Origin of the sequence: Rhodanobacter sp. B2A1Ga4, assembly GCF_018101315.1 — a bacterium.
Classification (GTDB): domain Bacteria; phylum Pseudomonadota; class Gammaproteobacteria; order Xanthomonadales; family Rhodanobacteraceae; genus Rhodanobacter; species Rhodanobacter thiooxydans_A.
Window position 1 is genome coordinate 298,155 of the sequence record NZ_JADBJR010000004.1, and the last position, 24,338, is coordinate 322,492.

Annotated in this window: 27 protein-coding genes; 10 read left to right on the plus strand and 17 right to left on the minus strand. The window is 61.3% G+C overall.

The features are described 5' to 3' along the window. Positions 1–69 precede the first annotated feature (69 nt). The 4 genes from arsH to IMW82_RS14505 all read left to right on the plus strand — a co-directional run bounded on the left by arsH (position 70) and on the right by IMW82_RS14505 (position 3,111). Entirely contained in the window at positions 70–762 is a 693-nt protein-coding gene (gene arsH, locus IMW82_RS14490) for an arsenical resistance protein ArsH (protein WP_211200249.1), read from the plus strand. Between the two features lie 14 nt (positions 763–776). After that, on the plus strand, positions 777–1,178 hold the full coding sequence (gene arsC, locus IMW82_RS14495) for an arsenate reductase (glutaredoxin) (protein WP_211005102.1): 402 nt from the start codon (positions 777–779) through the stop codon (positions 1,176–1,178). A gap of 217 nt (positions 1,179–1,395) precedes the next feature. Continuing rightward, on the plus strand, positions 1,396–2,427 hold the full coding sequence (locus tag IMW82_RS14500) for a DNA-binding protein (protein ID WP_244754349.1): 1,032 nt from the start codon (positions 1,396–1,398) through the stop codon (positions 2,425–2,427). Between the two features lie 63 nt (positions 2,428–2,490). Further along, positions 2,491–3,111, plus strand: a complete 621-nt coding sequence (locus tag IMW82_RS14505; protein ID WP_211005047.1) for an SEC-C domain-containing protein — start codon at positions 2,491–2,493, stop codon at positions 3,109–3,111. Between the two features lie 549 nt (positions 3,112–3,660). Here the strand turns inward: IMW82_RS14505 and IMW82_RS14510 are convergent. The 3 genes from IMW82_RS14510 to IMW82_RS14520 are packed head-to-tail and all read right to left on the minus strand — an operon-like array spanning position 3,661 to position 6,486. Beyond that, the gene (locus IMW82_RS14510) at positions 3,661–4,758 is read right to left on the minus strand and encodes a tyrosine-type recombinase/integrase (RefSeq protein WP_211005048.1); all 1,098 of its coding nucleotides are present in this window, start codon (positions 4,756–4,758) and stop codon (positions 3,661–3,663) included. Next, the gene (locus IMW82_RS14515; RefSeq protein ID WP_211005049.1) at positions 4,758–5,444 is read right to left on the minus strand and encodes a hypothetical protein; all 687 of its coding nucleotides are present in this window, start codon (positions 5,442–5,444) and stop codon (positions 4,758–4,760) included. Before IMW82_RS14515 ends, IMW82_RS14510 begins: the two co-directional genes overlap by 1 nt. Beyond that, positions 5,431–6,486, minus strand: a complete 1,056-nt coding sequence (locus tag IMW82_RS14520) for a hypothetical protein (protein ID WP_211005050.1) — start codon at positions 6,484–6,486, stop codon at positions 5,431–5,433. The genes IMW82_RS14515 and IMW82_RS14520 overlap by 14 nt, the downstream gene beginning before the upstream one ends. 250 nt (positions 6,487–6,736) lie before the next feature. Here IMW82_RS14520 and IMW82_RS14525 point away from each other — a divergent pair, with 250 nt between their 5' ends. From IMW82_RS14525 to IMW82_RS14545, 5 genes are all read left to right on the plus strand, one after another. Continuing rightward, positions 6,737–8,404, plus strand: coding sequence for a DNA-binding protein (locus tag IMW82_RS14525; RefSeq protein WP_211005051.1), 1,668 nt, complete (start codon positions 6,737–6,739; stop codon positions 8,402–8,404). 57 nt (positions 8,405–8,461) lie between these two features. Then, positions 8,462–9,691, plus strand: coding sequence for a hypothetical protein (locus IMW82_RS14530; RefSeq protein ID WP_211005052.1), 1,230 nt, complete (start codon positions 8,462–8,464; stop codon positions 9,689–9,691). A 134-nt stretch (positions 9,692–9,825) separates the two neighbouring features. Continuing rightward, positions 9,826–11,196: a hypothetical protein gene (locus IMW82_RS14535; RefSeq protein ID WP_211005053.1), complete on the plus strand. Its 1,371-nt coding sequence runs from the start codon at positions 9,826–9,828 to the stop codon at positions 11,194–11,196. Positions 11,197–11,328: 132 nt separating this feature from the next. After that, complete coding sequence (locus tag IMW82_RS14540) at positions 11,329–11,727, plus strand: H-NS histone family protein (RefSeq protein ID WP_211005054.1); 399 nt, start codon at positions 11,329–11,331, stop codon at positions 11,725–11,727. A gap of 21 nt (positions 11,728–11,748) precedes the next feature. Next, positions 11,749–12,834, plus strand: a complete 1,086-nt coding sequence (locus IMW82_RS14545) for a hypothetical protein (protein WP_211005055.1) — start codon at positions 11,749–11,751, stop codon at positions 12,832–12,834. 92 nt (positions 12,835–12,926) lie between these two features. Here the strand turns inward: IMW82_RS14545 and IMW82_RS14550 are convergent, their stop codons facing one another. The 12 genes from IMW82_RS14550 to IMW82_RS17935 form a co-directional block, all read right to left on the minus strand. Next, positions 12,927–13,136 carry a hypothetical protein gene (locus IMW82_RS14550; protein WP_211005056.1) on the minus strand — a complete coding sequence of 70 codons (210 nt, stop codon included), beginning with the start codon at positions 13,134–13,136 and terminating at the stop codon, positions 12,927–12,929. Beyond that, a complete protein-coding gene (locus tag IMW82_RS14555) occupies positions 13,123–13,887 on the minus strand; it encodes a DUF6338 family protein (protein ID WP_211005057.1) in 765 nt (254 codons plus the stop codon). The genes IMW82_RS14550 and IMW82_RS14555 overlap by 14 nt, the downstream gene beginning before the upstream one ends. 108 nt (positions 13,888–13,995) lie before the next feature. Then, complete coding sequence (locus IMW82_RS14560; protein ID WP_211005058.1) at positions 13,996–14,268, minus strand: hypothetical protein; 273 nt, start codon at positions 14,266–14,268, stop codon at positions 13,996–13,998. Further along, positions 14,258–15,457, minus strand: a complete 1,200-nt coding sequence (locus tag IMW82_RS14565; RefSeq protein WP_211005059.1) for a toprim domain-containing protein — start codon at positions 15,455–15,457, stop codon at positions 14,258–14,260. The genes IMW82_RS14560 and IMW82_RS14565 overlap by 11 nt, the downstream gene beginning before the upstream one ends. Then, positions 15,454–15,609 carry a hypothetical protein gene (locus IMW82_RS14570; protein WP_211005060.1) on the minus strand — a complete coding sequence of 52 codons (156 nt, stop codon included), beginning with the start codon at positions 15,607–15,609 and terminating at the stop codon, positions 15,454–15,456. The genes IMW82_RS14565 and IMW82_RS14570 overlap by 4 nt, the downstream gene beginning before the upstream one ends. A gap of 24 nt (positions 15,610–15,633) precedes the next feature. Beyond that, positions 15,634–16,248 (minus strand): hypothetical protein, encoded by a 615-nt coding sequence (locus IMW82_RS14575; protein WP_211005061.1) that lies wholly within the window; start codon positions 16,246–16,248, stop codon positions 15,634–15,636. Positions 16,249–16,472: 224 nt separating this feature from the next. After that, on the minus strand, positions 16,473–18,329 hold the full coding sequence (locus IMW82_RS14580) for a VWA domain-containing protein (protein ID WP_211005062.1): 1,857 nt from the start codon (positions 18,327–18,329) through the stop codon (positions 16,473–16,475). A 9-nt stretch (positions 18,330–18,338) separates the two neighbouring features. After that, positions 18,339–19,322 (minus strand): DUF3150 domain-containing protein, encoded by a 984-nt coding sequence (locus IMW82_RS14585; protein WP_211005063.1) that lies wholly within the window; start codon positions 19,320–19,322, stop codon positions 18,339–18,341. Positions 19,323–19,674: 352 nt separating this feature from the next. Beyond that, positions 19,675–20,328, minus strand: coding sequence for a hypothetical protein (locus IMW82_RS14590; RefSeq protein WP_211005064.1), 654 nt, complete (start codon positions 20,326–20,328; stop codon positions 19,675–19,677). A 10-nt stretch (positions 20,329–20,338) separates the two neighbouring features. Next, positions 20,339–21,427: an AAA family ATPase gene (locus IMW82_RS14595; RefSeq protein WP_211005065.1), complete on the minus strand. Its 1,089-nt coding sequence runs from the start codon at positions 21,425–21,427 to the stop codon at positions 20,339–20,341. Between the two features lie 74 nt (positions 21,428–21,501). Beyond that, positions 21,502–22,344, minus strand: a complete 843-nt coding sequence (locus IMW82_RS14600; RefSeq protein WP_211005066.1) for a hypothetical protein — start codon at positions 22,342–22,344, stop codon at positions 21,502–21,504. Between the two features lie 279 nt (positions 22,345–22,623). Continuing rightward, a complete protein-coding gene (locus IMW82_RS17935; RefSeq protein ID WP_280518368.1) occupies positions 22,624–22,755 on the minus strand; it encodes a hypothetical protein in 132 nt (43 codons plus the stop codon). 95 nt (positions 22,756–22,850) lie between these two features. Between IMW82_RS17935 and IMW82_RS14605 the strand changes: the two genes are divergently transcribed. Then, entirely contained in the window at positions 22,851–23,084 is a 234-nt protein-coding gene (locus IMW82_RS14605) for a hypothetical protein (protein WP_211005067.1), read from the plus strand. Here the strand turns inward: IMW82_RS14605 and IMW82_RS14610 are convergent. Both IMW82_RS14610 and IMW82_RS14615 read right to left on the minus strand, forming a co-directional pair. Next, complete coding sequence (locus IMW82_RS14610; RefSeq protein WP_211005068.1) at positions 23,081–23,344, minus strand: hypothetical protein; 264 nt, start codon at positions 23,342–23,344, stop codon at positions 23,081–23,083. The genes IMW82_RS14605 and IMW82_RS14610 overlap by 4 nt on opposite strands. 359 nt (positions 23,345–23,703) lie before the next feature. After that, the gene (locus IMW82_RS14615; RefSeq protein WP_211005069.1) at positions 23,704–24,231 is read right to left on the minus strand and encodes a hypothetical protein; all 528 of its coding nucleotides are present in this window, start codon (positions 24,229–24,231) and stop codon (positions 23,704–23,706) included. Positions 24,232–24,338 lie beyond the last annotated feature (107 nt).

Genomic DNA, 24,338 nt, shown 5'->3' on the forward strand with positions numbered 1-24,338 from the left:
GACTCAGCAGGTTAGGTTGAACACCCTGGTCAATTTTGAACGAAAATAACCCCGCCTACCTGGTCAATTTTGGGCGCGCGCCAACACCTTTACGGCTCACTGCGCCCCCAGGCGTTCAGCCGAAAACTGGCTTTGGAGGCGGAGCGCCTCCTCAAAGAACTTGGCGCGGAGACCCGGGTATTTGATCCGCATGAACTGCCGATGCTGGACAGCGTGCCGGTCACACATGCCAAGGTCCAGGAGCTGCGTGCCTTGTCATTGTGGTCTGAGGGACAGGTGTGGGTGAGCCCGGAGCGCCATGGTGCAATGACCGCAGTGTTCAAAAACCAGATCGACTGGCTACCGTTGGAGGATGGCAGCGTACGCCCTACACAAGGCCGGACCTTGGCTGTCATGCAAGTGTGCGGTGGCTCGCAGTCATTCAACGTGGTCAACGCGCTGCGCTTGCTCGGTCGCTGGATGCGGATGGTGACGATCCCCAATCAGTCCTCCGTCGCTAAGGCATGGCAGGAGTTCGACGATGCCGGTCGCATGAAGCCTTCGGCGTACTACGACCGCGTGGTGGATGTGATGGAAGAGCTGGTCAAGTTCACGCTGCTGGTGCGTGATCGCAGCGACTACCTGGTAGACCGTTACAGCGAACGAAAAGGCGCCGCCGAAGCTCGCGCGCTATCGGCAGCCGCCAACGTTATCGAGGTACCGCCCTTGGCTCCTACGTTAGATACGGCTAAAGCCAGTTGCTGCACCACTGGAGCGTGCTGATGATCACCCAAACCGTGAGCGCCACGATCTATCACAACCCCAATTGCGGCACTTCGCGCAACACGCTGGCCATCCTTCGTCATGCTGGTATGGAGCCAACCGTTATCGAATACCTGAAGACGCCGCCGAGCAGAGAGCAGCTGATTAAGCTTATCGACGAAGCCATGCTGACGCCGCGCGAGGCTTTGCGCGAAAAGGGAACACCCTTCGCCGAGATGGGACTGGGCGAGCCTGGAATCAGCGATGAAGCCATCATCGACGCCATGTTGGAGCATCCGATCCTGATCAACCGGCCGTTCGTCGTCACCGATCGCGGAACACGTCTGTGCCGGCCTTCGGAGGTTGTACTAGAGATTATTCCCACACTGCCCAGTCCCTTCACCAAGGAGGACGGGGAAGTCATTGCTCCCCGATAGGAGTGGCAGTCGCTCTAGCATCTTGGTCATAGGGGGTTTCGTAATGAAACTTGTTGAATGACTCCCCCAGGGAGGGGTAAGGCGGAATAATTCGACATTATCCCTTCCCATTTAGATAGGCAATTCTGCTGAACTAATGCTGTTGAGTATTACGTAATTACATGGTATGTAATGCATTACGTTATTCGCGGGAGACGGAACAATGGCGCGCGCAGGCTTGTATAAGACCGAGGTCGAGAAGGCTCGCGACAGCTTGATCGCGCAGGGGAAGCACCCGTCCGTTGATGCCGTCCGCGTTGCCCTCGGCAACACCGGCTCCAAGAGCACCATCCATCGATATCTCAAAGAACTGGAGGCCGAGGGTTCATTAGCGCCACCATCCGGTCTCATGATCAGTGATGCGCTACGTACCTTGGTCGCACAACTTTCGGCACGGCTCGCTGAAGAAGCGGACACCCGCATTGCCGAGGCTAAAACCCAGTTTGATACGGCAACACAAAAGGCCGCCGAAGCGCTGGCCAACCAAGAGCGCGAGGGTCGCGCCCTGAGCGATCGACTGCAGAGGACCGAAACTACGCTTCAGGAGACCGCGCGCTTGCACCAAGAAGCCTTGGCGCAACTGCAAGACCGCACGACACAGGTCATGACATTGGAAGAGCGGCTGGCGGGTCTCGACGCACGCCTGGTCGAACAGGCGTCCCACCTTCAGTCGCTCGAACAAAAGCACAGCCAAGCCCGCGAGGCCTTGGAGCACTTCCGGCAATCCGCCAAGGAGCAGAGGGACGCGGAATCGCGTCGCCACGAACATCAGGTACAGCAGCTGCAGGTCGAGCTACGGCAAGCCAACGAGTTGATCACCGCCAAGAATCACGAGGCCATGCAACTCAACCGTGATAATGCGCGGCTCACTGAACTCCATGGGCAGAGCGAAAACGCGCTACGCGCGTTGCGACGCGAATACGATCAGGTTTCCAAGATTGCCAAGGAAGTACCCGACCTCAAACGGCAGAATGAAGTGCTTGGCCAGCAGCGGTTGCAAGCCACTTCAGAAAGCGACCAACTTCGAGCTGAGGTTGAACGGGTTAGGGCCGAACTGGTCTTGGAACGGCAAGCGCGCAGCGTGGAGATCGAGGAACAGACTCGCCGCGAAGACCGGCTACAAGCGATTGAAGCATTGCTGGCTCAGCTCAAGCCCAAGGATCCAGCGGGAGAGATACCGTCGACGAATGAATCGGCACCGGGCCGATAAAAGCTGCTTAAACGTGTCACGGTCCTGGCGGAATGTAACCCATCAACGTTGGAGTCTTGTTGTTTGAAAACCATCACGCCGCCGCATATCACTCGACACATCCAAAAACTGATCGCGAAAGTCGTTCCCGGTCAAAGCGCTTCTTATCTAACGGTTCAACCCGAACCCAACGCGGTGGTGAACGAGTGTTTCCCTAATGTGGCGGCCAAAATCGAGCGCTCGGGTGGGCACATGATCTGCGGTTGGCAGATCTGGGAATGGCCGCATGTCATGGTCGAAGCGGAGTTTCATGCTGTCTGGGTTTCGCCCGAAGGGCAGTTCGTCGACATCACGCCCAAGCCGCACGGAGAGGATACGATCTTGTTTGTACCTGACGCACGGCGCGCTTACGCCGGCGTGGTCATAGATAACGTCAGGATGCCGGTGCGAGACGACTTGCTTGTTCGTCACTTCATCAAGGCGTCTGAGGCTATCGTCAAGGTGATGAATCGTGGCGAACGCAGCGCCCAATATGGGCAGGTCAGCGTGCCGGCGCATGAGATCGAACCGCTGATGATGGCGCAGAGCTTTCTCGGTCAATCTATTTCGTTAGGGCTACGCGACCACAATTCTTGTCTATGCCGAAGCGGTAGCAAGTACAAGCGATGCCATGGTCCAAGCTTTGAGTTGCTATTGAGCAAGTAGTTCGGCGTCAATGATTTTTCAAAACTAGAGTCAATGCCGCCATTTAGCTAGGTTCCTGCGAACAATTCAAGAATTCCCGCTATGCGTCAGCAAGCGCATAGATAATTTCTGAAAAAGTCGGTAACAGCATTTATTTCGCTAGATCAATAGCTTATAAGCACAAATGCCGGTTTTTGTACGAATCCCTGCCGACCCTCTAGAACGGTACAAAAGCGCGATGGCCAAAGACATCAAATTTGCCTTGTAGCCTCAAGGGCTTATTGCTCATTTTGCGAAAATTTCCAGAATCCCGGCCGACCCTCAGTGTCGGCACGCTTTGCACGTCAGGGCCAAAACACCCAGGTATTCGGGCCAAAAGCCATCGGAGGAAGTCACGCAAAAGAAAAGCAGGGTGACTTGTTGTCAGTTCCGGCAATTTGCGGGCGAATTTTGCGTGCCGTGAGGTTTAGAGGGTGATTTGTTGTCGATGCTCGCGACAAATATTGATGGCAAAAACCCGCACACACAATTCGACAAATCAAATACTTAGAAGACGGGTAGTTCGTGTCGCTAATCAGGCGTCTTGGCCTTCTGGCGCCCTCGCATGTCAGCCATGGCGTTCGCACCTGCCTGCGAGCGCCGAGTGTACAGCTGCACCATCTCGGCACTCTTCCAGTTCCCCGCGTCCTGGATCTGCGCGGTGGTGTAGCCGTTGTTGATGAGGTCGTTGGCGCTCCCGACCCGCGTGGAGTGACCCGAGATCGTGAACCCATGATCAAGTCCGGCGGCGACGGCGCGACGCCGAAAGATCCGTGCGACTTCCTGGGCGCCAAGCGGCAGCACGGGGTCGGGCCGACCCTTCGCGCGGGCCTCCAGGACGGCAGCGCGCACCCGGCCGCCGATCGGTCGGAAAAGCACACCCGTGGTAATACCGGCGGCATCCTGCCAGCGCTGGATCGCGGCGCGGGTGCCGGCCTCGACGTGCCGGAAATCGTCCTTCTCACCCGCCTGATTGGTCTTGGAGAACGGCACGTCGACAGACCACTTGTCTGTCGCTGGGGTGTACGCAAGGTGCTCGACCTCCACGCGAACGAGCTCCGATTCGCGCAGCAGCGTGTCCGACGCCAGCAGCAGCATTGCCGCGTCGCGCAGATCCCGTGGCGAATCGCCCAAGGTGCCAAGGATGCGAGCGATGTCGGTAGACACAAGTTGCCCCGCCTGTTTGCGCTTGTTGCCGCCGCGCTTACCGAGCTCCCGAATCAGCTTTTTCCACTTGACCGGCCACCGGGCGTCCTTCACCGGATTGGGCAAACCGGCCGCCGCATGTACCAGGCCCACGGTGTAGAGGTAGCGGTTGATGGTCGAGCGCTTGCGGCCGCGCACAATGGCGTTTCGCAGGAAGGCCTCCAGCTGTTCGATCGACGCCGGCAACGGCGCTTGCCCGGTGCCTTCGCACCAGGCGATGTACTGGCTCCAGTCGGCCCGGACCGCGCGCACCGTTGCGGCGGACTGGCCGCCGACAAAGTCCGCCTGCCATTCAGCGAGGCGGGCCAGGATCCCCGGCACCGAAAGCGGTGTCGCGACGGGTTGCAGCGCCTGCGGTGCGACGGGCGCCGCGCGCACCAGGCCCTGCAGGCTATCCACCACCAGCAGCTCGGTGCCGTCCATCAGGGATCGACCGTGCGTGAATCCGCCACGACCGCGCGCAGGTCCGGCACGAGCACCATCTGCGCACGCCCCAGCGCCGCCTTCAGCATCGCTTGCCCGCGGGGCGCGGACAATTCGATCGTCTCCGCCACGCTCCAGTGGTCGGACAGTGCACCGTACAGAACACCCACCAGGTCCCGCTGCAGTTGTCGCGAGTGCCAACGAAACCCGGGGAGGACCTCTCCCGTGGCGCGGCACTGGGCGTCGACGGTAGCGGCGGCGAAGTGGGTGCGCCGGTAGCGGTCGGTGGTCAGGTGGCCATGCCAGCGCTGATCCTCGGGCGAGTTGTAATCGATGACCTTGCGGCGCGCCGGATGATCCATCGCCACGATGGGCAGGGGGTGACGCAACGAAAGCCGTGCCAGCCCATGCACCGCCGCATAGCCAGGCACCAGGCTAACGCCCCCAGCGGCATCGGGCGTCGCGTCGCGCAGTGCGGTTTCCCACAGCGCGGCGTCGGGTGACCACGCGATGTAGAAGGTGGGGCGCACGATCACGGTGGCGGGGCGGCCAGCGACGAGGGCGAGCCGGGCTTCGCTGCGCGGGTGCGTCGCCAGCGGACCGTAGGCCAGGTCATAGACGTGCCAGTAGTCGCCCGCTGGCACCGCGTCGAATAAAAGGTGATGCAGCGTATCAGCGACGGCCACTTACGACCTCCGCATCCTCGATCGCTAGCGCGACCACGGCCTGCGGATCGGTCGGAAAGACCTCGGCAGGGGTACGGCCACGGTCGTCCAGGCTGTCGTCGGCCACACCATCCGGAGCCCTCTCCTCGGCGAGGCTGCGCACACTCAACGACCGCCGCGGCTGGTAGAGCCAGCCAAGCCGCCCCCAGCCGGCCGGGTCGGTCGCCTCGGTGAGCTCTGGGTTGGTTGCCAAGGCGGCGAGCAGGTCGGGCAGTTTCGAGTGCACGCGGCCATCGGGCAGGAACTGGAAGCGTGGATGGAGGAAGGTGCGCTCGCCGGGCGGACGGACGCCAAACAGCCGGCCGGCCGCGCGGTCGCGCGTGGCGCGCTGACGTCCGGCCTCTTCATTGCTACTGCCCAGCTGCTGGCCAACGACTCCCGATTCGGGCCATTCTTCTGAGCGAGCGCGCGCGAGCAGGGCGTCGCGACGGGCGATCGCGGCCTGCTCTGGAGTGAGCGGCAACACGCTGTCCGTGATCAGGACGGTCGGTCCGCTCACTGACGTGTGGATGGTCGCCGGTGCCGTGGTGATCACGAGCGCTTGATGCATCCGCGCCAGCAGGTCCTCCATATCGGACTCCACCGCGCCGGCCAGTTCGAGAAGGAACACATCATTGGAGTCGGGCTGGCTGGGGAAGAGCTCCCACGCCGCGACGGTCTCGCGCACGCTCGAGGGTGCGACCAGGCGCACCTGCTTGTTCGGTTCCACAATCAGCCAGGCCCGTTCGTGGGCGGCATGGCGCAGCAGCTGGGCGACCTTCGGGGTGGGATCGGCAATGGCGCGGGCGGCCGCCAAGATCCCCGACCAGACGCCCTCGCCAAAGGTGGCGGTAGCAGGCTTGCGCGGGCGCGCACTGAGGTTGACTACACGCAGCAGCGTGTCGGTTGCGGATAAATCGAACACATCGGTCTCGATCGCGGCCCGAGTGATGGTGCCGAAAGCGGGTGCGCCGCTGCGCTCGAGCTCAAGAGTGGCAAACACCGCGTTCATCGCGTCATTCATGACGGTCTCCGTGCAGCACCGGCTGCGGCATTACTGTGCGCCGTGTGATTTATAAAATCAAGCGCCATCCACAATAACTGTAATTATCATCTATTGAAAAACGCGGCGTTTAATTTAAGGCTATGGCGATACATAGGCTTAAATTGCATATCCTCTTGACACGTCAAATGGAGGTGATGCACCATCCCGCCCAAGCCGCCGCTACGGGCGGCGCCGTGCGGGAATTCGCCCGCGCGCACCGAGATTGCCCATGAGCCGCTCCAAGATCCCGATGAACTGGACCGCCGCCGTCGCCACCGTGCTGGGCGAACGTGACCCGCAACGCGAACAGGCGTTCGACGCCGACGCCGATGAAGTCTTCAAAGCATTGCAGGCGCTGATCGCCACCGGACGTTGCCTCGCCACGGCATCACACGGTAGTTATCTACCGCTGACCGGTGTGCGCCGCACCGCGCAATCCCGGATGGGGTTCAACGGCAAAGCGCACCGTGACACTGCGGACCTCAAGAACATGGCGATCGCCTTCGAAGGGCCGCAGGGCAGCTGGATCGCCAACGTCGCGCGCCTGACGTATCTGCCGCCCCGGCGTGGCGCGCCGGCGGAGAAGGCGGTGTTCCATGCGCTGCTCGGCGAACGGCACGGCTCGCCGTTCATCAACGACGCTGACGTGCCGGAGCCGCAGTTGCATTTGGCCAAAGGCGCCTGGGTGCTGCTGACCGAGGCGGATCTGGACGTACCGTCCCTACTGCGCGGCGACGTCGACCCAGCCGACCTCGACAGCCTGGGTGAGGCCGTGCGCGGCCGCCCGCGCGCGAGTTACGTACCAATGGACGAGCGCCTGCGCAAAGAAGCGGGGCTGGCCGCCGTGAAGGACGCCTACCTGTTCCATCGCGGACCGACGCCGCGGGCGCTGCAGCAAGACGACATCGACGTGATCGTGCGCAGTGGCCTTGAACACGGCCTGTTGATCAACCTCGACCTCGTGCACGCCGCCACCGACAATCGGGGCTCACCGAATGCGGTCTACCCGAAACTCGCCGATGCCATGCGCCGGCTGGCCCCCGGTCGCACCACCGCCGATGACGTCGACCCGACACTGACGACCCTGTGGGAGCAGTTGCGTGCCGCCGCCGTCGCCTCCGCCGACGAGTTGCTCGCGCCGCAACGCACCGCGCTCGAGGCCGAGCGAGCCACCTTGACCGCGGCCAACGAGCAGCTGGCAGCGGAGCGCGATCAGGACGCCCGGGCCGCGGCCGAGCGCCAGCGCCAGCACGAACGCCTCGAGCAGGAACTGGCGCAGGCGCGCGAGCGGATCGAGTCGCTGACGAACGTCGAGCGGGGTCAGGCCAGCGAGATCGCCAGCCTCAGCGCGGAGCGTGGAGCCCTGCGGGACCAACTGGCCGAACGCACGGAGGCCATGTCGGCGTTGCAGGCGGAGCTGGGCACCGTACGTGAGACACGAGACGCCTTCAAGGCGACGCTGGACCAGTGCCAGCGCGATGCCCTCGCCGCGCAGGAGCAGGCAGGCGTCGTCCAGCAAAAGTACTCCGAGCGCATCGCCGAGTTGGAAGTGGAGATCGACACCCAGCGGCAACACGCATCCCGGTCCAGTGCCGCCCATCGGGACGTGGTTGGCGCGTTGGAGCGCACCACGGCCCTACTCGATACGACGCGCGACGCTGCCGAACGCAGTGCTGAGCGCATAGCCTCCCTCGAAGCGGAGTTGACCGCCGCGACGCGTCAGCACGGCCTGCTGGAAGGACAGTTGCTGGCCGGCATCGAGGAGCGTCGCCGCCTGACCGAGCAGCTCGCACAGGCAGACACTCTACCGGGCCGAATCGAGGCGCTGACCGAGCAGTTGGCCAGGGTTACCGCCGAGCACGATCGTCTGGTGGCTGAGCGCGACGCCGAAACCTGACGAACCATGCCGGTTCAGTCCTTCCTCCCCTTAACTGCGCCACTGGACGATCGCTCGATGAACGCCGCACCCTTCCACAATCCGCACTCGGCGGCGCTGGCCACCTACTACGCCGTGCTGGATGAAGCCTTGCAAACCGTGCGTACCCTGGCGGCGGACCTCCAGTGGTTCGACCAGTTCGATGTCCTCGCCGTCGACCAGATCCTTTCCGACCATGGACAGCAGCGCGAACAAGTCGCACGTGCGGTCCAGCAGGCTGTCATCGCGAAGGCTGCGTTGCCCGCGCCATCGACGCTCTCCGTCATGGCGCGCATGGTCCCGTGGCTGGTGAACTCGCCGGCGGCGCGCGTGAATGAAGCCCTTCGGGCCGAGCACGAGCGCCTAACCCTCGCGCTCTCGCAGGGGCAACGCCGTGTGGCGGCCATCGACGAATCTGCGGCGGCGTGGCGCGACGAACTCGCGTTACACGCGGCCTTCGATCACGATGCAGTCTGCGCCAGGCTTGCGCAGGCTCGCGTTGATCGCGATGCCGCCGAGTCTCACCTACAACAGGCCGTGCGCGACCACGCCGCCGCGGAGCAGCTGCTGGCCCCGCTGATCGCCCAACTGCAGGCGGCCGAAGCAGCCGAGGCTGCACTTCGAGCGGACCTCGCCACGGCGGAGGACTTCCAGCGGCAGCTCGCCGCCGCCCCCTCACCTGCTGCTAGGGGCCCGATCCACGGCGCGTGCACCGAGCGATTCGGCACGGGCAATCCCGGCAAATTGATCGAAACGTTCCGGCGCAAGATCGAAGGTGCCGCGCGTACCACCGCCAAATGCCGTGAGCGCTATACCAGTGAAGCCGCCGACGCTGCCTTGGTCATCGACCACCTCGTCGTCGACGCGAGCAACCTGTGCTACCGCAACGACGGCGGGCGTCGGACATTCATCGGGCTGGTGGCGCTGGACGCGCTGGTGCCGATGCTCGCGGCGCGTTACCGCACCACCCTGGTGTTCGACGCATCCACACAACGCCGACTGGATACCACTGCTCGTGACCTGAAGGAGCGATTCGGCAACGGCGTAGAGGTGCAGGTCACGCACGCTTCGCGCAGCGCCGACCGCACGTTGCTGAGTTATGCCAGCAGCCCCACCAGTTACGCCCTCACCAATGACCGGGTTCGCGATTTCACCGACTTGCCGGTGGTGAAGGAAGGTCGGGTGCTGCGCTTCCACCAGATGGAACGCATGGTCGAGATCCCGCGACTCAATGTGACCGCTCACTTTCATCAAGCTAGTCAACCGTAGGCTGCACGCTTTGCCTTCCAAGGAGTAGGAATGTGAATTCACCGAAAATACCCGTTGCCACTAAGCAAGGAACATCGGCCCGCGTAGGCCACGTTGCATGGGCCATAAGGGCAAGGGAGGTTGTACTTCCCGCATTGATGCTGGCTGTCTCAACCCTGGGTGTCTATCTCGCTGATGAAGTACTTCACGCTGTGGGCCTCGTCGCGGAAGACGAACTCGCCGCGGAAGACGAACTCGCCGCGTTAGTTGGCCTCGGTCCCCGTTCGATTGGCACGCTGTCTAGCCGTGGCAATCTCCCGTTGCAGGTTCAAGAAGACGAGTCGGGGTTGACGACCACGACCCTGACCGTCAGCGCATTGATGCCGCTTCCTGGCGGCGCCATGCACGTGGAGCTCTCCGTCATCGGATCTGGCGCAAGCGCTGGCGAAGGTCTCCCCTTCGACACGGTCATGCCGCTGGCGGTGCACATGGTCTGGATGGCCGTTGGCGAAGTGGATTCGGCCGGAATCATTTCATGCGTGCGTCACTGGCTAGGGAGCATCGAGCTCATCGTGGACGAAGACGACGAAGAACCGTTGATCCTGCCGGACGTGCTGTTGGCAGAAACGGTGGATGCATTGCACGACCGCGTCGCCTTCCGAGACGACCTGATCGAGCAACTCAACACGTCAGTTCAGGTGAAGACAGTTCGGGCCGCCGCTGAGACGCATCGTCGATCGGAACGCGCGCTGACCAGGCATGTTGACCAGTTGAAAACCGAGCTTGAGACGCAGCGGGCGGTCGCGAAGCGGCAACGGGATCGCGCCGACGACGCTGAGCGTCGCGCGCGAAGCGCGACTGTCAGCGTGGTGGGTAGCATCCAGAGCAACACGACACAGGCGGCTCCAGTGGTCAACGAACACGCCGCCGAATACGATCGCCTTCAGCTGGTCACGCGCCAGCAAGCCGAGGAGCTCGATCGCCTTCGCGCCGAGGTCTATCGTTGGCGCGAAGAGGCGACGCGCCGAAGGAGTACGCCCCTGCAGACGGCGACCGCGACCCTGTCCCCCGGTACAACATCGCAGGACACGCTTCAGGGTCTCTCCAGCTGGGTGCAAGCCAACCTTGACGGCCGAGTGGTGATCCACGTCAAAGCGGCACGTGCCGCCCGCAAGAGCGCATTCGCCGACCCATCCCTGGTCTACCGAACACTCCAGGCGTTGGCGGACCATTATTGGCCCATGCGGTTTCTGGGAGACGCCACGTCCCGTGACACATGGGAGGCATTCCTGGAAGCTGAACACCTGTCGTGTGGCCCCACGGGAGCGGCTGTCTATGACCGAAGGACGCGCAGCGCCTACCTGGTGAACTGGCAGCACCGCCAGGTTGAGCTTGATCAGCACTTGCAGGGGGCGAGTTGCCGGGACGAAGCGCGCACGTTTCGGGTCTACTTTCATGTCGACGCGGAGCGTCAGGTCATCGTGGTTGGTCACCTACCCTCCCACCTTCCCAACAGTCTGACCTGATTTTCGCAGCAACCACGGCGGAGCAGAGTAGCGACAGCCTACCGTCGCGGGCCAGCTTGCTTATACTCGGGGTCGCCACGGTTCGTCCGTGGATCCGCCACCCCTCAATTGAATGCTCTTAAAGGATCAAAGATGGCACTGAAACTCGACGGCTTGTCACCGAAGGAACTGGAGACCCTGATCCGCGATGCACAGGCACGCATGGCGTCGGCGCGAACCACGCACGTGGCGTCCGTGCGATCGAAGATCGATGGGATCCTCAAAGCCGAAGGGCTGCAGCTCGTTGACGTCTACCCAATCCGGGGCGGCAAGACAGGCAAACGCGCCGGTGCCGGCGTTCCCAAGTACCAAAACCCGGCAAACCCCTCACAGACCTGGACGGGGCACGGCAAAAAGCCGGCATGGTTCCTTGCGGCGCTGAAGAAACCCGGCACCACAGAGGCCTCGCTTCAGATAGGCGGACGAGCACCCACCGCAAAGGCCGTACCCAGGAAGATAGCGAAACGCGCAAAGAAGAAAGTTGCCAAGTAGCCCCTTCACCTGCGAGCTGTCATGGATACGCCACCGCCGACCTACCTGCGTCACTGGAATGGCCTCCCCGAGGCGGTTGCCGCATGCCCGCCGTCACGCTCCCACGCGGCGCTGGAAGCTTGCCTCAGACGCATGCCGGGGTTGGAGGATGCATGTGTGGCCGCGTCGCATGGCGACCGGTGGCTACAGCGGCGCAAGGTCTATCGACCCGATGGGACGCTGGTCGCAGAAGATCATGAGACCTGGCTGGCGGCCCAAGTCGAGGCCGACGGTGGCAAGGCGTGCTCCACCTGGTTGCGGCTGAAGGATGCGGGGTTTCGGGTTACACGGTGTGACATCACGGACCTCTTCATTGTCGCCGGCAGTAATGAGGATCCAGCGAAATTCCTGCAGGGTGAGATTTCGGTGGAGACCGAGGCCTTAGAGCGGGAGCTCATTGACCTGCACCCGTGGCGGCAACCCTCGTCGCTGGAGGATCTGTTGGAGCAGTACGGCCCAGCGCTGTCCGCGGACCAGCAGGTTGCCGTGCGCCCACCGGCGTACCGGTTGAAGCGCTTCATCGACGTCAGCGCATGGCTTTCCGTAGCCGACGCACTGGAAGATGTGCGGCGGGAAGCCTTCCGCGAAAGGCGGTATCGGGTGACCAGTTCCGAGGAACCGGGTAGCGGCACCATCAAGACGGCCGATGAGATCTTTCCGGGCTGGGATCGCGTCGCACCGAAGCATCGACGCTATTTCCGGGACTGGCAGCGCTCCAGCGCTGGTGGATCTCGCCTTTGCGACCACTGGATACTGGACTTGTCCGACTGGACGGATTCCCATGGTGTACGCACCCTCACCCTCATACCGCAGTGGGCATTCAACCGTTCGCTGGCGAAGGTCGAGGCTGCCAAGGGCAGCGACTACGAGTTCTATGGCCGCCTACAGAAGCTCGATCGTCGCGTCGGTGTTCCCTTCGCCTGGTTCTTCTACGCGCTGCATGGTAACCGCGTTGAGAGCGACGCCATCGTCCGCGTGATTCGTGCCGCTGAAGCCGGGACCATTGTGCTGCCAGAGCACGACTATCGCGTACTCAAGGACTGGGAAGCGTCGCCCTACGGGTTCTGACGTTCCACATCCCTACCGGGCCGGCAAAAGTGCAGACCAAAAAAACCACGGGGAGCGCGAGGCTCTCCGTGGTTTGTGGTGGATGTAACGGTCTAACGCGTCGTCGTCACGCGAAGGCTGAAACTGCTGACCAGCCGAGCCGCTTTTGACAACGGTTCGGAAGTCACCTTGATGGGATCGATCCCCATGGTGGCGCAGGTTACCTTCAGCGGAACGGGAGGCAGTTGTGCGACGAACGACGGTGGTTGCCACGCACCGACGAACGACAATGCTGCAGCGTAGTGCTCGTCACTTTTCATCATGGCGCGCACCTCCTTCCATAGTCCGTGCAGTCTGCTGGCCACCTTCATGTCGCTCCTGTGCTCCGTTCCACAGCGCTATCGTGACCACTTCACTTCCCCGAATAAACACACCTTTGGAGTCGGGGTTGGGAATGGCCTTACCGTCTTCGGTTATAGCGCAAGACTGAGCGAGGAACAAGTCGGGATAATTGCCATGCCGCGACGTCGCCGAACCGGTCTTGAACATACCGATGACGGTGTCGCCTGACTTCTTCTCGACGACCACGATGTGCGGCCCTCCGGTAGTCAGCTCCAAGTACAGAGCATCCCATCCCTCGACAATCGAGGGCAGCGGAGCAAGCAATTGGCGAACGACCTTTCGGCCACCGAAACGACGGGCGACCGTCGACACGATGATGTAGGGCCACGCTACGACGTTGAACCGGACGGCAAGCGCTGCGAGGTAACCCCCGACGATCGGAAACACGAAGATCGTCAGGCCCCAAGCAACCGGGGAAGCAATCAACTGGCGGATCAAGTCCTGTGCCGACATGTTGTTGAGAATCGTCGACGGATGCTGCCCGATCAAGGACTGTGCACCCCACGCGATGGCGAGGATGATCAGCGAATGCAAGACGTACGACAGCAGTGAATGCTGCCAGTCATGCTCCTCGGCGAAGACGCAAAAGCGTCGCTTTGTCTTGGTGAAAATGTAGCCCGGGATCACCGTGAGAACGATGATCACCAGGGCTGAGATGGTAGTGAATTCCATAGTGAGCTCCTGGCCGGCAAGCCGGCAAATGAAACCCACGGAAACCACCACCCCTGACGGGAAGGCGATTCCCGTGGGGGGTGAGTCCATGCCGAGGCATGGGATTGGTTACGAACTCGGGCTGGTGCCCTTGTTCATGGTGGCGACAACCCGATCGAAGGCGAATTTGAAGTCGTCTGCGAACGGGCCAACGATTTCCAGCTTGGTGCAACGGGCTTGACCGGTGAAGAACCAGGACATGACCTTGAGGTCCTTGATCTTCGTCTTCAGCCAGGCCAAGTACTCTTCCCTGCTCCCCGCTGCGGATAACGGAGGTGCGAAGGTCGCGTACATGCCCATCGCACCGGGCGTGGTATCGACACGAGAGAAATCACGCAGCATGACGGAACCTCTCTGCGAGTTCGTGGTGGTTGAGTTCCCGCAAGACCTCTGCGAGACGCTGGCGCCATTTGCGGAACTCGGGATGTGCCCGGGCCCGCTCGACACCTTCGAGCATGACGACATCGTTCCAGTCCAGCGTACGCTTGTCCTCCGGTATGCCGTACGGGGGCAACATCACCACCGCACGTCGACCTTCGGCACGCAGACGCTGACACAGGGCGATCGCTGCAGCTTGACCAGCCTGTCCACGATCACGATCCGCCCAGATGACCACAACCTGCACATAGTCCGGCACGATGACCTTCTCCAGCAAAACGGAGTTCAAGGTCGACCAGGCCGGGATGCCCAGGTTGGCGGTCAGCAAGCGAGCGGATAGCGCCGTTTCGAGCCCTTCGGCAAGAGACAACACCGGGTGTTCAAAGTGATCCAGTCGGATGGCTACACCCGAAAGGTCCACCGTGGACGGTTGTGACTCCTGCTTGCGTGGTTCGGGTACCGGTGCCTTGGAACGCCCGTCCCCGCTGAGCCAGGTACGGTGGATGGTCGCCGTCTTACCGTCCGGACACTGCACCAGCGCAACGAGCGCAGGATAGGTGCCAAGCCGTACAAGACGACTGGTCGACTGGTCGTAATCCCAATAGCCCAGTGCCGGGTGGCATTGGACCGAGGGAAGGTTGAGGTGATGACCCACACCGCGCGACTCCAGCCAGGTACGGGCCGGCCGACTGCGTGGATCGGACAGGTGATGCGAACCGCCCCATGCACGCTCGATCCGATCTCGAATCTTCGCGTCCTTGGCAGCGACCTCCTTGGGATCTGGCGCTCGCCGCCTCGATGGAGGAGGCAGGTGGTCAGTGGTGATACGACCGCCCAACGCGTCAATCAGAAGCTGCTTGGCGTCCATGAAGCCAATGTTCTTGGCATACATGATGACCTGAAAGCCGTCCGTCATTTTCTTGTTGCAGCTGCAGATGCAACCGCCGGTTTCCTCGAAATTTTCGTGGATCCGGAAGTCGTTCTTGCCGCCGTGATAGGGACAATCCACGTGCTTGCGATAGCCCGCGTTGATGGCGTCAGCGAGCTCCGGCAACACGAAAGACAGGACGCTACCCCAATGGCCACGCAGGCTATCGGTGAGGCATTTGGTAATGGCCTTCTCGCGATCGAGGGCCGACATTTGCTCGTTCATAAAGTCTCCTGAACTCGCGGCATGTGGCCGCTTCGATGGGCAGTGGCCCGTGATTGGACGACGCAGATCCGTTCCCGGAACGCTTCATCCGCCTTGGCCACGTGCTGCTGGGTGGGCCGTCCCGTTTCAACTTCGGTGGTGATGATGTACATGACGATGTCCTTCAAGAATCGAGGTCATGCCACCCCTTGGGGTGCGATGACCCGGTGGGGGTGGATAGACGTCCGAACGGACATCGGTGAGGAAACGGCGGTAAGGCCTGTGGAGATGATGCGATGGCCACGCCCGCGCGCGCGCTGATGCTCAGCACGAGCGTGACAGACGAGCTGCGCCGAGATGGACGCCGGCAATAGACCACCGTTTGCATCGGCCATGCGGACAAGGTCCACCAGCGACAACACTGTGTTGGTGTCTCGACCGTGGTCCTGCGAATGCAACCACGATGTGGCGGCATGCTCCGCAAAGGTCAGTGTGGCGACGGCCAGGTCGATCAGCTTGACGACGTCTTCCGCAGGAACGCGGCGGTGACAGTCGTACTGCAGGATGACGGAGTGGCGTCCGTTGACGACGATGGCAGGACAATCGTGCTGGACCCACGTGGCCAGCGAGTTCTCACCGCGCGCCTGAAGGCGTTCGACGATCGTTCGCTGATCCATGTGGCCACGGACAATGGTGACCCGCGGTCGATCGAGACCCGGGCAAAGCCGGATGCCGTCGACGACGTGGGCAACCACACCGTGCTGTGCGAGAACTGCACGCAGGTGGCCATCGGTGATGGGACAAAGGTTCATGGTGGTGCTCCTTGAAAAGGTGGAGCGACCCCATGGGGGAAGGCTCCCCGGTTGGGTGTGAGTAACGCTGTGTGCCGAGCTTGAGGTCTCGGGTACCTGTACGTGCCGAGGCACGAGAAAACCCATGAGGAATGCACCTGCATTCCCGATACGTTCTCGATGGTGCCTTGAAAGATGGGCGGTGACCCTTGGCGTTGTACGCCAGGGGTCACCACCTTTGTGTATCAGGCCGCTTTTGCGAACAGGCGTTCGCGCAACAGCCCCATCATGGTGAACGGCAATTCGCCGATGGACTTGATCGTCACCCAGCTGGGAAACAGCTTCTCGCCGGCATTGGTCTGGATGCCCAGACCGTACACCTCAATCCCCGCGGCTTGCGCCGAAAGGATCGCCACTTCAGTGGCAGGACGCGAATCGGGGTCACCATCGGTGATCACGATCAGCATACGCCTGCGTTCCGGAGTGGCACTCAGCATGCGCCGAGCGTGGGTGATGCCTTCAGCCATTGGCGTGGAGCCGTGCACATCCAGATGAAACCGATCCTGGACGAGACGCGACGACACACCGAACGGCTTGACCACACTGAATCCGGGAAATGCCGCGGCTGCGACATTCACACCGGCTATGCCTTCCATGGCACGCGTGGTGGCGTAAAGGGCCTGCGATGCCAGCGCGATACGCTGGTCCTTCATCGACCCCGATACATCGATCAGCAGGCAGACCGCGGTATTGACCTCGACTTCTTCGTCAACCGTCTTGAACACACGACCGTCGCACACTCCGACACGAGAGAGATGGCCACCAGAAAGCCGGCGTCCACGGGTACCCACCGAGATCTCGCCATCGGTGAATGCCTGCATCTCACGTACCAGTCGCATGCGCAGCTGAGCGGTCACCGAAAGCGCCTCGGCCATGTCGTAGCCCGGGGACACCAACGGTAGGTTCGATTCAGTCGTCTTGATCTCCGCATTCAGATGAGCGCCCGTGAGATCCACGTGGCCATCCGAACCGTCGCTCTCGACTTCATTGACGAGGCCCTTCAGCGCCGAAGCAATGTCGCCGCTCCGGTCGCCATAGCCCTTCTGTGTGTCATCGGCATCAATAGCTGCCTGCAGGTTCTGTGCGCGTTGAGCCTGATCGTCATCCGAGCCGTCTCCGTGCCCAGAACCACCACCGGACGAATCATCCTGCGACTTGTCGTCTTGCGACGAGCTGCCTTGGGGTGAGTCGCCCTGTGATGGATCACCTGTGGTTGAGTCGTCTTGCGACGAATCACCCTGACCACCCTGCTGGTCATCCGCTCCACTGGGAGGTGGATTGGAAGCCGCTTCCTTTGCCTTGTCCGCTTCATCCTGAAGCAAGTCCGCAATATCGCGGGCCAGATCCATGGCGTCGGCCGAGCTTTCGAGGTCATCCATGCGCGGCATGACCGTTTCCAACCGTGCGACCAAGCCTTCCGGAAACGTCTGACGCACTGCGTCTTCCGCCTGGATCAACATGTTTTCCACGGTGTAGTCGCCACGGTATTCCCAGTAGAGCCGATACAGCAGATAGCCCGTGAGAATCGCCAGTGGAGGTTCCTGAGCTGTCACCGCCGAGTAGTGGCCAGTGACTTGCAGTGCGGCCGCTAACCCATCCAGGTAGAGCTTGGATCCTGGATAGCGAGCGATGTGCACGTTCTCCTGGCGCACATCCTCGATGATGCCGAAGATGTGGTCGATCAGTGGCGACTGGCGACTTTCGTTGATGTCTTGATCATCGAAAGTCGAATCGTTCACATGGCCGACTTCGTGATGAATCAACCCGTAAGCCAGCGCCAGCATCAGCACGAACGTGTCGACGTCGGTGCTCGCGCCCGGGATGGGCATCTGCATCAGGTAGATCGTCTTGCCGTCGGTGGAACCGAGCTTGTCACCGTAACGAATGGCAACCGGTTTCCCGGACGCCGCGGTGAGCGAGTTGGCGACGATCGGTAGCGAACCGAGCACAGCCTTGCAGCTCTTGATCATGTCGCTCGGCGTGACCGCCTTGCCCACGAACTTGTCGCGCAGGTATGCCCTTATCTCGGTGATGTCTTTCATGGATGCTCCTTACATGCCCATCAGGAGGCCGGCCTTGGCAGGCTGGACCACGGATGGTGCGGTGAAGGCAGGCGGCAGGAAGTCCTGCGCATCTGCAAAGGGAAGACCAGCCTGGTTGGAGGACTGGCGTTGTGAGGTAACGTCCGCGATGACACCGACGCCGTGCTGAATGATGGTCTCCGGACGAACAAGCTGTTCGAGGACCGCCACGCACATCGACGCGTTGACTTCGTTGAGCACACCCGTGACGGGCATGTTCGCCAAAACCGCTTGCATGCCTGCCGTTGCAGGACCAACACGCGGATCGAGGAAGGCAAAGGCCTTCAGCTTGGTGACCAGCTTGCGGATGTTCTCGAGCTGGGATTGCAACATGCGAGACTTGCCGCGGTAGGTATCCAGTAGCCGATACGCATCCTTGGCGACAGAATCCAGCAGAGCTGGGAATGCCTCGGAAACGGTGTTGCGGTACTGCTGCGAGGCGACGCTGTCGGGATCCATGTCCGGTGACGCCATGCGAAACACAGCCATGCCGAACTGGCAACGATCCTTGACCTGCTGCGGCGTGAGCTGCGAGTCGATCAGTGCCTGTTTCCAGGTACCGGCCTTGTCGAGCATCTCCTGGTACAACCCCGAGAGGTTGCGGCATACGTCATCCAGCGCCGTGTTGAAATCCTGCTCATAGTTGGGCAGCGCGGCGAGGAAGCGTTGGCACTTCTCGGTGGTCACGGCGATGCCGCAGCCGACGTAGGAGAAGCCCTCATCCTTGAGGTCCCTTTCGATGCTCTTGCGAACGCTTTCCAGACCGGCAAGGTGCTTGCTCTCGATCAGAGTCCAACGTCCATCGGACGCCAGATTCTTCGGCGGAAGCTCGTCCTTGATCGCGGCCAGATCGGATTCGCGGCTGATCTTGACCGTACCGCTCCACACGCGAATGCGGTTGGACATGACGACCAGCTGTTCGGCTGGGATGGTGCCTTGGATTGAGTTGCTCATGGTGATTTCCTCAAAGGGTGCGTCGCCCTCGAAAGGTAGGTATCGCCCGGATACGCAAGCCGGACATTGCCAGCACGTCACGTGGACCAAAGGTCGGCACGGTTCGTGGAGTGGCGGTGGTGGGTGAAACGGTGGAGGTGGCCTCGAATGAGGCGCGGTGGTGTGGCCAGGCTGTGACCCCCTGGTTGGGTGGTGCAAGCAGACGCTTGCGGAAAATCATGGCGCAAATGCGCAAGGGGCTTGGCGGTGGGCACGCTGCAAGGTGCGGGCATGTCCACTGAAAAGCTCCTTGAATCAAGGAGCGAAGGAAATCCCATCACGAGGCCGGTGGGCACACGTGATGGGGAGCGACTTACATCGCCATGGCAAGCGCATGCCCCACGGGGGACAGGCTCGGCAGGTTGAACGGTCGCGACATCACCTTGGATGCGTAGAGGAGATTGAGAATCTCCTCGCTGAACACCTTGGCTTTGACCGCCTCCTGCAGGTAGGCACGCACATCGACTTCCTCGTCATTCCCTACGAACACCTTCGTGGTCGGTGACCACATCAGGAGAAACGCAGTGGCCAGGTAGCCACGAGTATGCGAGGAGCTGAAGGACAGCTTGCGCTGACCTTGGTCGGGTGCAGACGCTGACACCGTCACACCGCCGACGGACCAACGCTTGCGATCTGCCACCCCCGTCTTGGCGGGTTCGAGACCGAACACGTGCTCCAGTTCGACCGAACGATCCGGATCGAACGTCACCGGGTTGGTAGCCATGTGGACGATGGTGCCGCCAGTATCAGCGGTGTTTGTCGCCATCTCATAGCCTTGTACGGCGTAGCTCTGGATCACTTCCTGCACGAACTCCTCTACGGAGCCGGGTAGGTTGCTCTTCAGCGTCTCCTGCCGCTTTTTCTTCCTGGCGGTGGTGAGACCGGTTTCGACGACGATTCGCTCGTCGCTTTCGCTGATCGTCACCGCCTTGGTGCCGCCGGGTACCTGCATGTGCAAGGTGATCATGATCGCATCCTCAAGCCGTCACGCCGAATGCCAGGTCGAACAGATGCTCGACCGAGGCACGCTCGTTGGCGGGAAGGACGTTGGTGTAGATCGGACCCAACGCGTACTTCGGGACACTGATGTGCTGTGCCTCGAGGTAGGCGAATGAACGAGTCATATCCACCCAGTCGATCAGGTTGCGCCGCGAGAAGCCGAGGCTCACCCGATGCACACTGCCCTGCACCGATGCGCCAGAGCCGTCCGGAGACGACGCCTTGCGCACCATGCCCATGAACGCCGCATAGCGACCGGCATCTTCGTCGGTAACATCTGGGTACATGGCCTTCACGAACTTCGCCTGCGCGTCGTCCGTCGGGGCCTCCATCGTGTACTTGAAGAAGCGATCCAACACCGAGATGTTCTGGGAGCGGGTACCAGCAAAGCCCCCATGGCGATCCTCTGTGAAGCTGCTGTTGCAGTTGGCGAAAACGCAGAAGCCGCGACGAGCGTGTATCACTTCGCCCGTTTCCGGGATCGTGATCGTGCCGGTGTCGATGATCTCGTTGAGCGCAACCAGCTGAGCCGGGCGAGCCACATCGATTTCCTCGATAACCACCGGATACCCGCCTTCCGCCGCTTGCCACAACACGCCCTTCTCGATGGAAACGTCACCACCGATGAGGGTCTTGCTGTAGATCGCGTCGACCGCATCCATTTCCGGCCGCCACGAAATGACGGCGGACGGGATGCCCTGGCGAGCAAGTCGCTGGCGCAGGTACTGGGTCTTGCCCACGCCTTTGTCACCCATGATGAGGATGCCGCGGCGAGGGTCGCCGTCTGCCCTGCTCCATTCCCTGGCGATCGTGACGTTGATCAGGCGATCGAGGTCGAGATCGTCGAAGTGGAACTTCGGGTTGATGCCGGCAAGGTGCGGGTGATCTTCCGTGCCGATGTAGGCCATGGAGATGCCGCGAAAGTGCGGTGCAATGTTGAGAGTTGAAAGATCGGCTTTGGCCACCTGGTAGTGGCGACCATCGACGTTGGCAGCCTGGACAGCCGGCAGATCGTCGTGAAGAGACGGGTCATAGGTGAGCCCGCGGAGTGCGTCGTTGTACAACATGGAGAAACCTCCGTCAGATAGAGAAATGACGGGAGCGTCTCCCCCATGGGGGAGAACAACTCCCGCATGGGTGGTCAGGCGGCGCGAGCTGCCTGGTTGGTTGGAAAGACCCGGTCGATGATCTTGTCGATCGCTACGGACAACGGATCCTTGGTGAATTGCATGGCAGGCTTCGGCAAGCGAATCTGCTCGCGTGCATCCTCGGGATCAAACCCCAGGGAGTCACAACACGTCACGAACGACAGCGGTGCGACGACATCGGATAGCACCCATTGGATGGCTTCCTCATCGCCGGCTTCAGCCTCCATGAGGCCTTGGCGTAGCACCTGGGCATGCGGCATTTCTGCGCCGTAGGCCTTCTTGATCCACATCCTGGTCATGCTGCGTAGTACCTCGGGATCCTGGGCACCGATGGATTCACCATCGAGTTCCAGGTTGAAGTACCGGCAACACGTTTCGAATGAGAACGGCTCGTTCGGTGCTGCACGTTCGATCCAGGCCACGATTTCAGCGGCACGAACGGAACGCTTCTCGCACAGACCTTTCAACGTCTCCAAACTCTCCTTGAGCAACACGGAGTGGAGCGCGATGACGCTATCGCTGGACCAGGTGAAATCGTTGCGATCATCTTCCTTCGCTGCGTGATTACGTACAGCGATCTTGCGTGGCGTCAGGCGGGTCGGGATCTTGAGGCGATACTGCAATCCCTTGACCTTGGTCGGACGCTTTTTCGAGCGCTGACGCTTGATCTTGCCGCCCTCTTCCGCGAACAACAGCAGTTGCGTCACGGAACTCAGGGCAACGGTTTCAGTGGTGGTGGACTCGGGTACTCGACGGCACGCCGAGATAACACGCTTTGCCCGGACAAGGCACGGCGTGCGCACGCGTGAGATCACGCGTAGGGCATGGGTAAACATGGTTAGGATCCTCTGGCTGCAAGAAAACCCGCCAGACGAACTCCCGAAACGGGAAGTTGTCCCGGTCGGGTGTTGGAGAAGCTGAGTTGAGACTCAGCGAGCTGACTGTAACCCTCAGCGTGGGCTTTACCTGCGGTGCAGGTGAAACTGGGTCGGCACGGGCAGAGGACCACTGTGACGACGGTATTTTTATACCCCGTCCCGAGTCCTCGTGCAACCGGTTTGCGATGTGGAAACCCCGCGGCAGCCGTTGGGCTGGACGCGGGGTTGTGGTGGAGGTCAGAGGTAGCCGGCCATTCGAAGGCCGAGGGCACCGAAGGCGATGACCAGGCCAAGAAGCGTCGCGGCAACGACATAGGCTGCGATGGCCGCTTCGTTCTGGTCGAACCAAGTGGCTATGCGTGTGTGCATGCTGTTCTCCTGTTCGGTTTCAGCGTGTGGATGGATGAGTCGTTGATGAAGGTCGCTGTGGCGCGGTAGCATCGACGCCCCTTGAAGGAGTCGTCGTGGAACTTGCCAGTGGCGAAACAGTGGAACTGTCAGACGGCGAGCACCGCTTTCTTGAAGAAGCCCTTGGCTGCCCCTGTCCAAAGGTGGCAACTCCGATGCAACTGGAGCGGCACCTTGAACAGGGACGTGACCGGCTACGCCGCAACGGCGAGGTCGGCGAACTGGCCGAGGCCTTCATCAAGGACCTCTTGCAATCAGCTCGTGAGCTGACCACCGGGGGGCGGGTCTAGTGCCGCGCCAGGGTCTGTTTTAGGCACATTTCCCGAACCTCAGGAAAGCGCTTCGACATCCCAGCGTTGCTATCAAGCACCCTCAACATGCGCTTCGCGCACATAAAATCGGCCTGGATGCAGTCGATCATCATCGAGATGCCAATCTTCTGTTCCTGTTCTTCACCGAGGATGACGTAGCCAAGTGCTTTGAGTAACTGGCCAGCGATGCGACTGTCGTCAAACAGTCCGCCCTGGCTTTCATTGTTTCGCTTTTGCATGGCGATACTCCGGGATCACGGCGAGGCATGACCCTTGGAGGGGCCATGCGCCCATCCGGGTAAGTGAATCGCGTGGGGTACACGCGGGTTGGGGTTAGCTCGCGAACGAGATGGCCAATGCACCGAGAAATGCGGTGCACCACACTTTCGTTCGCCAGACACGACGGGAGAGACCTCCTCTCGACAGTTCGTAGTGAATCGAGGCTTCGGTGTCACATGCGAGTGCGTAGGCTGCTTCGTCCAGGGCGTGGTTTAACTGCGACCTGACACGACGGCATGCTTTCGCCGACACGTAACTCCTGTTCTCTTTGTCTCGATGGTCCATAGGTATCTCCTTGCTGGTCGCCGGAATCGACGACTCAGTTGCAGGCCGAAAACTCCATGGCGAAACCTTGCTGATCGTGAGCAATCAGCACGCTGCCGTCATAGACAACCTTGGACGCCCGGTTCTCGTCGAAGTACCACGGTGAATTTCGGTTCGGCTCTACAACGAGCAAACCGCCATCCATGTAGACCTTGGCGTTCGGGTAGTTCTTGGGTCGGAATCCCTGCTCATGTACCAGCAGTGCGAACAAGGCTTCGGGCTCGCTGTTGCACGACTTGGACGCAAGCACGTTTCCGCAGCGCTCCTCGAGGTTCTCCAGCACGGCGCTGGATTTCGTTGGGGCGATGCGCTCGACATACGCCGATTTGCACGGATCACCGTTTGAACGGCTCCACGTGAACAGGCCCTGCAGATCAGGGAAGACCTCCGACACGGCTCGAAAATCACCGTACAGGCGGTACCTCGCTTCATCGAACAGAAAGCTGCCGACTTTCCCACTGTCGATATCGGTGCACTGAATTGTGTAATTCATCAAGCAGTACCCTGCTTTGACGTCGCTCATGATTCATCTCCTCAAGTGGCGATCAGGTGGTGGCTACGGAAAATCCGCGGCATGTGGTTTCGTCGACTGTGTCCCTCGACGTGGGTTAGTGCCTGCAAGCAGGCGCA

Excerpts from the sequence above, each read along its gene's own strand:
- IMW82_RS14510 (WP_211005048.1), bottom strand. The coding sequence starts at position 4,758 with ATGGACGGCACCGAGCTGCTGGTGGTGGATAGCCTGCAGGGCCTGGTG.
- IMW82_RS14520 (WP_211005050.1), bottom strand. The coding sequence starts at position 6,486 with ATGAATGACGCGATGAACGCGGTGTTTGCCACTCTTGAGCTCGAGCGC.
- IMW82_RS14525 (WP_211005051.1), top strand. The coding sequence starts at position 6,737 with ATGAGCCGCTCCAAGATCCCGATGAACTGGACCGCCGCCGTCGCCACC.
- IMW82_RS14530 (WP_211005052.1), top strand. The coding sequence starts at position 8,462 with ATGAACGCCGCACCCTTCCACAATCCGCACTCGGCGGCGCTGGCCACC.
- IMW82_RS14540 (WP_211005054.1), top strand. The coding sequence starts at position 11,329 with ATGGCACTGAAACTCGACGGCTTGTCACCGAAGGAACTGGAGACCCTG.
- IMW82_RS14545 (WP_211005055.1), top strand. The coding sequence starts at position 11,749 with ATGGATACGCCACCGCCGACCTACCTGCGTCACTGGAATGGCCTCCCC.
- IMW82_RS14550 (WP_211005056.1), bottom strand. The coding sequence starts at position 13,136 with ATGATGAAAAGTGACGAGCACTACGCTGCAGCATTGTCGTTCGTCGGT.
- IMW82_RS14555 (WP_211005057.1), bottom strand. The coding sequence starts at position 13,887 with ATGGAATTCACTACCATCTCAGCCCTGGTGATCATCGTTCTCACGGTG.
- IMW82_RS14560 (WP_211005058.1), bottom strand. The coding sequence starts at position 14,268 with ATGCTGCGTGATTTCTCTCGTGTCGATACCACGCCCGGTGCGATGGGC.
- IMW82_RS14565 (WP_211005059.1), bottom strand. The coding sequence starts at position 15,457 with ATGAACGAGCAAATGTCGGCCCTCGATCGCGAGAAGGCCATTACCAAA.
- IMW82_RS14570 (WP_211005060.1), bottom strand. The coding sequence starts at position 15,609 with ATGTACATCATCACCACCGAAGTTGAAACGGGACGGCCCACCCAGCAG.
- IMW82_RS14575 (WP_211005061.1), bottom strand. The coding sequence starts at position 16,248 with ATGAACCTTTGTCCCATCACCGATGGCCACCTGCGTGCAGTTCTCGCA.
- IMW82_RS14580 (WP_211005062.1), bottom strand. The coding sequence starts at position 18,329 with ATGAAAGACATCACCGAGATAAGGGCATACCTGCGCGACAAGTTCGTG.
- IMW82_RS14585 (WP_211005063.1), bottom strand. The coding sequence starts at position 19,322 with ATGAGCAACTCAATCCAAGGCACCATCCCAGCCGAACAGCTGGTCGTC.
- IMW82_RS14590 (WP_211005064.1), bottom strand. The coding sequence starts at position 20,328 with ATGATCACCTTGCACATGCAGGTACCCGGCGGCACCAAGGCGGTGACG.
- IMW82_RS14595 (WP_211005065.1), bottom strand. The coding sequence starts at position 21,427 with ATGTTGTACAACGACGCACTCCGCGGGCTCACCTATGACCCGTCTCTT.
- IMW82_RS14600 (WP_211005066.1), bottom strand. The coding sequence starts at position 22,344 with ATGTTTACCCATGCCCTACGCGTGATCTCACGCGTGCGCACGCCGTGC.
- IMW82_RS17935 (WP_280518368.1), bottom strand. The coding sequence starts at position 22,755 with ATGCACACACGCATAGCCACTTGGTTCGACCAGAACGAAGCGGCCATC.
- IMW82_RS14610 (WP_211005068.1), bottom strand. The coding sequence starts at position 23,344 with ATGCAAAAGCGAAACAATGAAAGCCAGGGCGGACTGTTTGACGACAGT.
- IMW82_RS14615 (WP_211005069.1), bottom strand. The coding sequence starts at position 24,231 with ATGAGCGACGTCAAAGCAGGGTACTGCTTGATGAATTACACAATTCAG.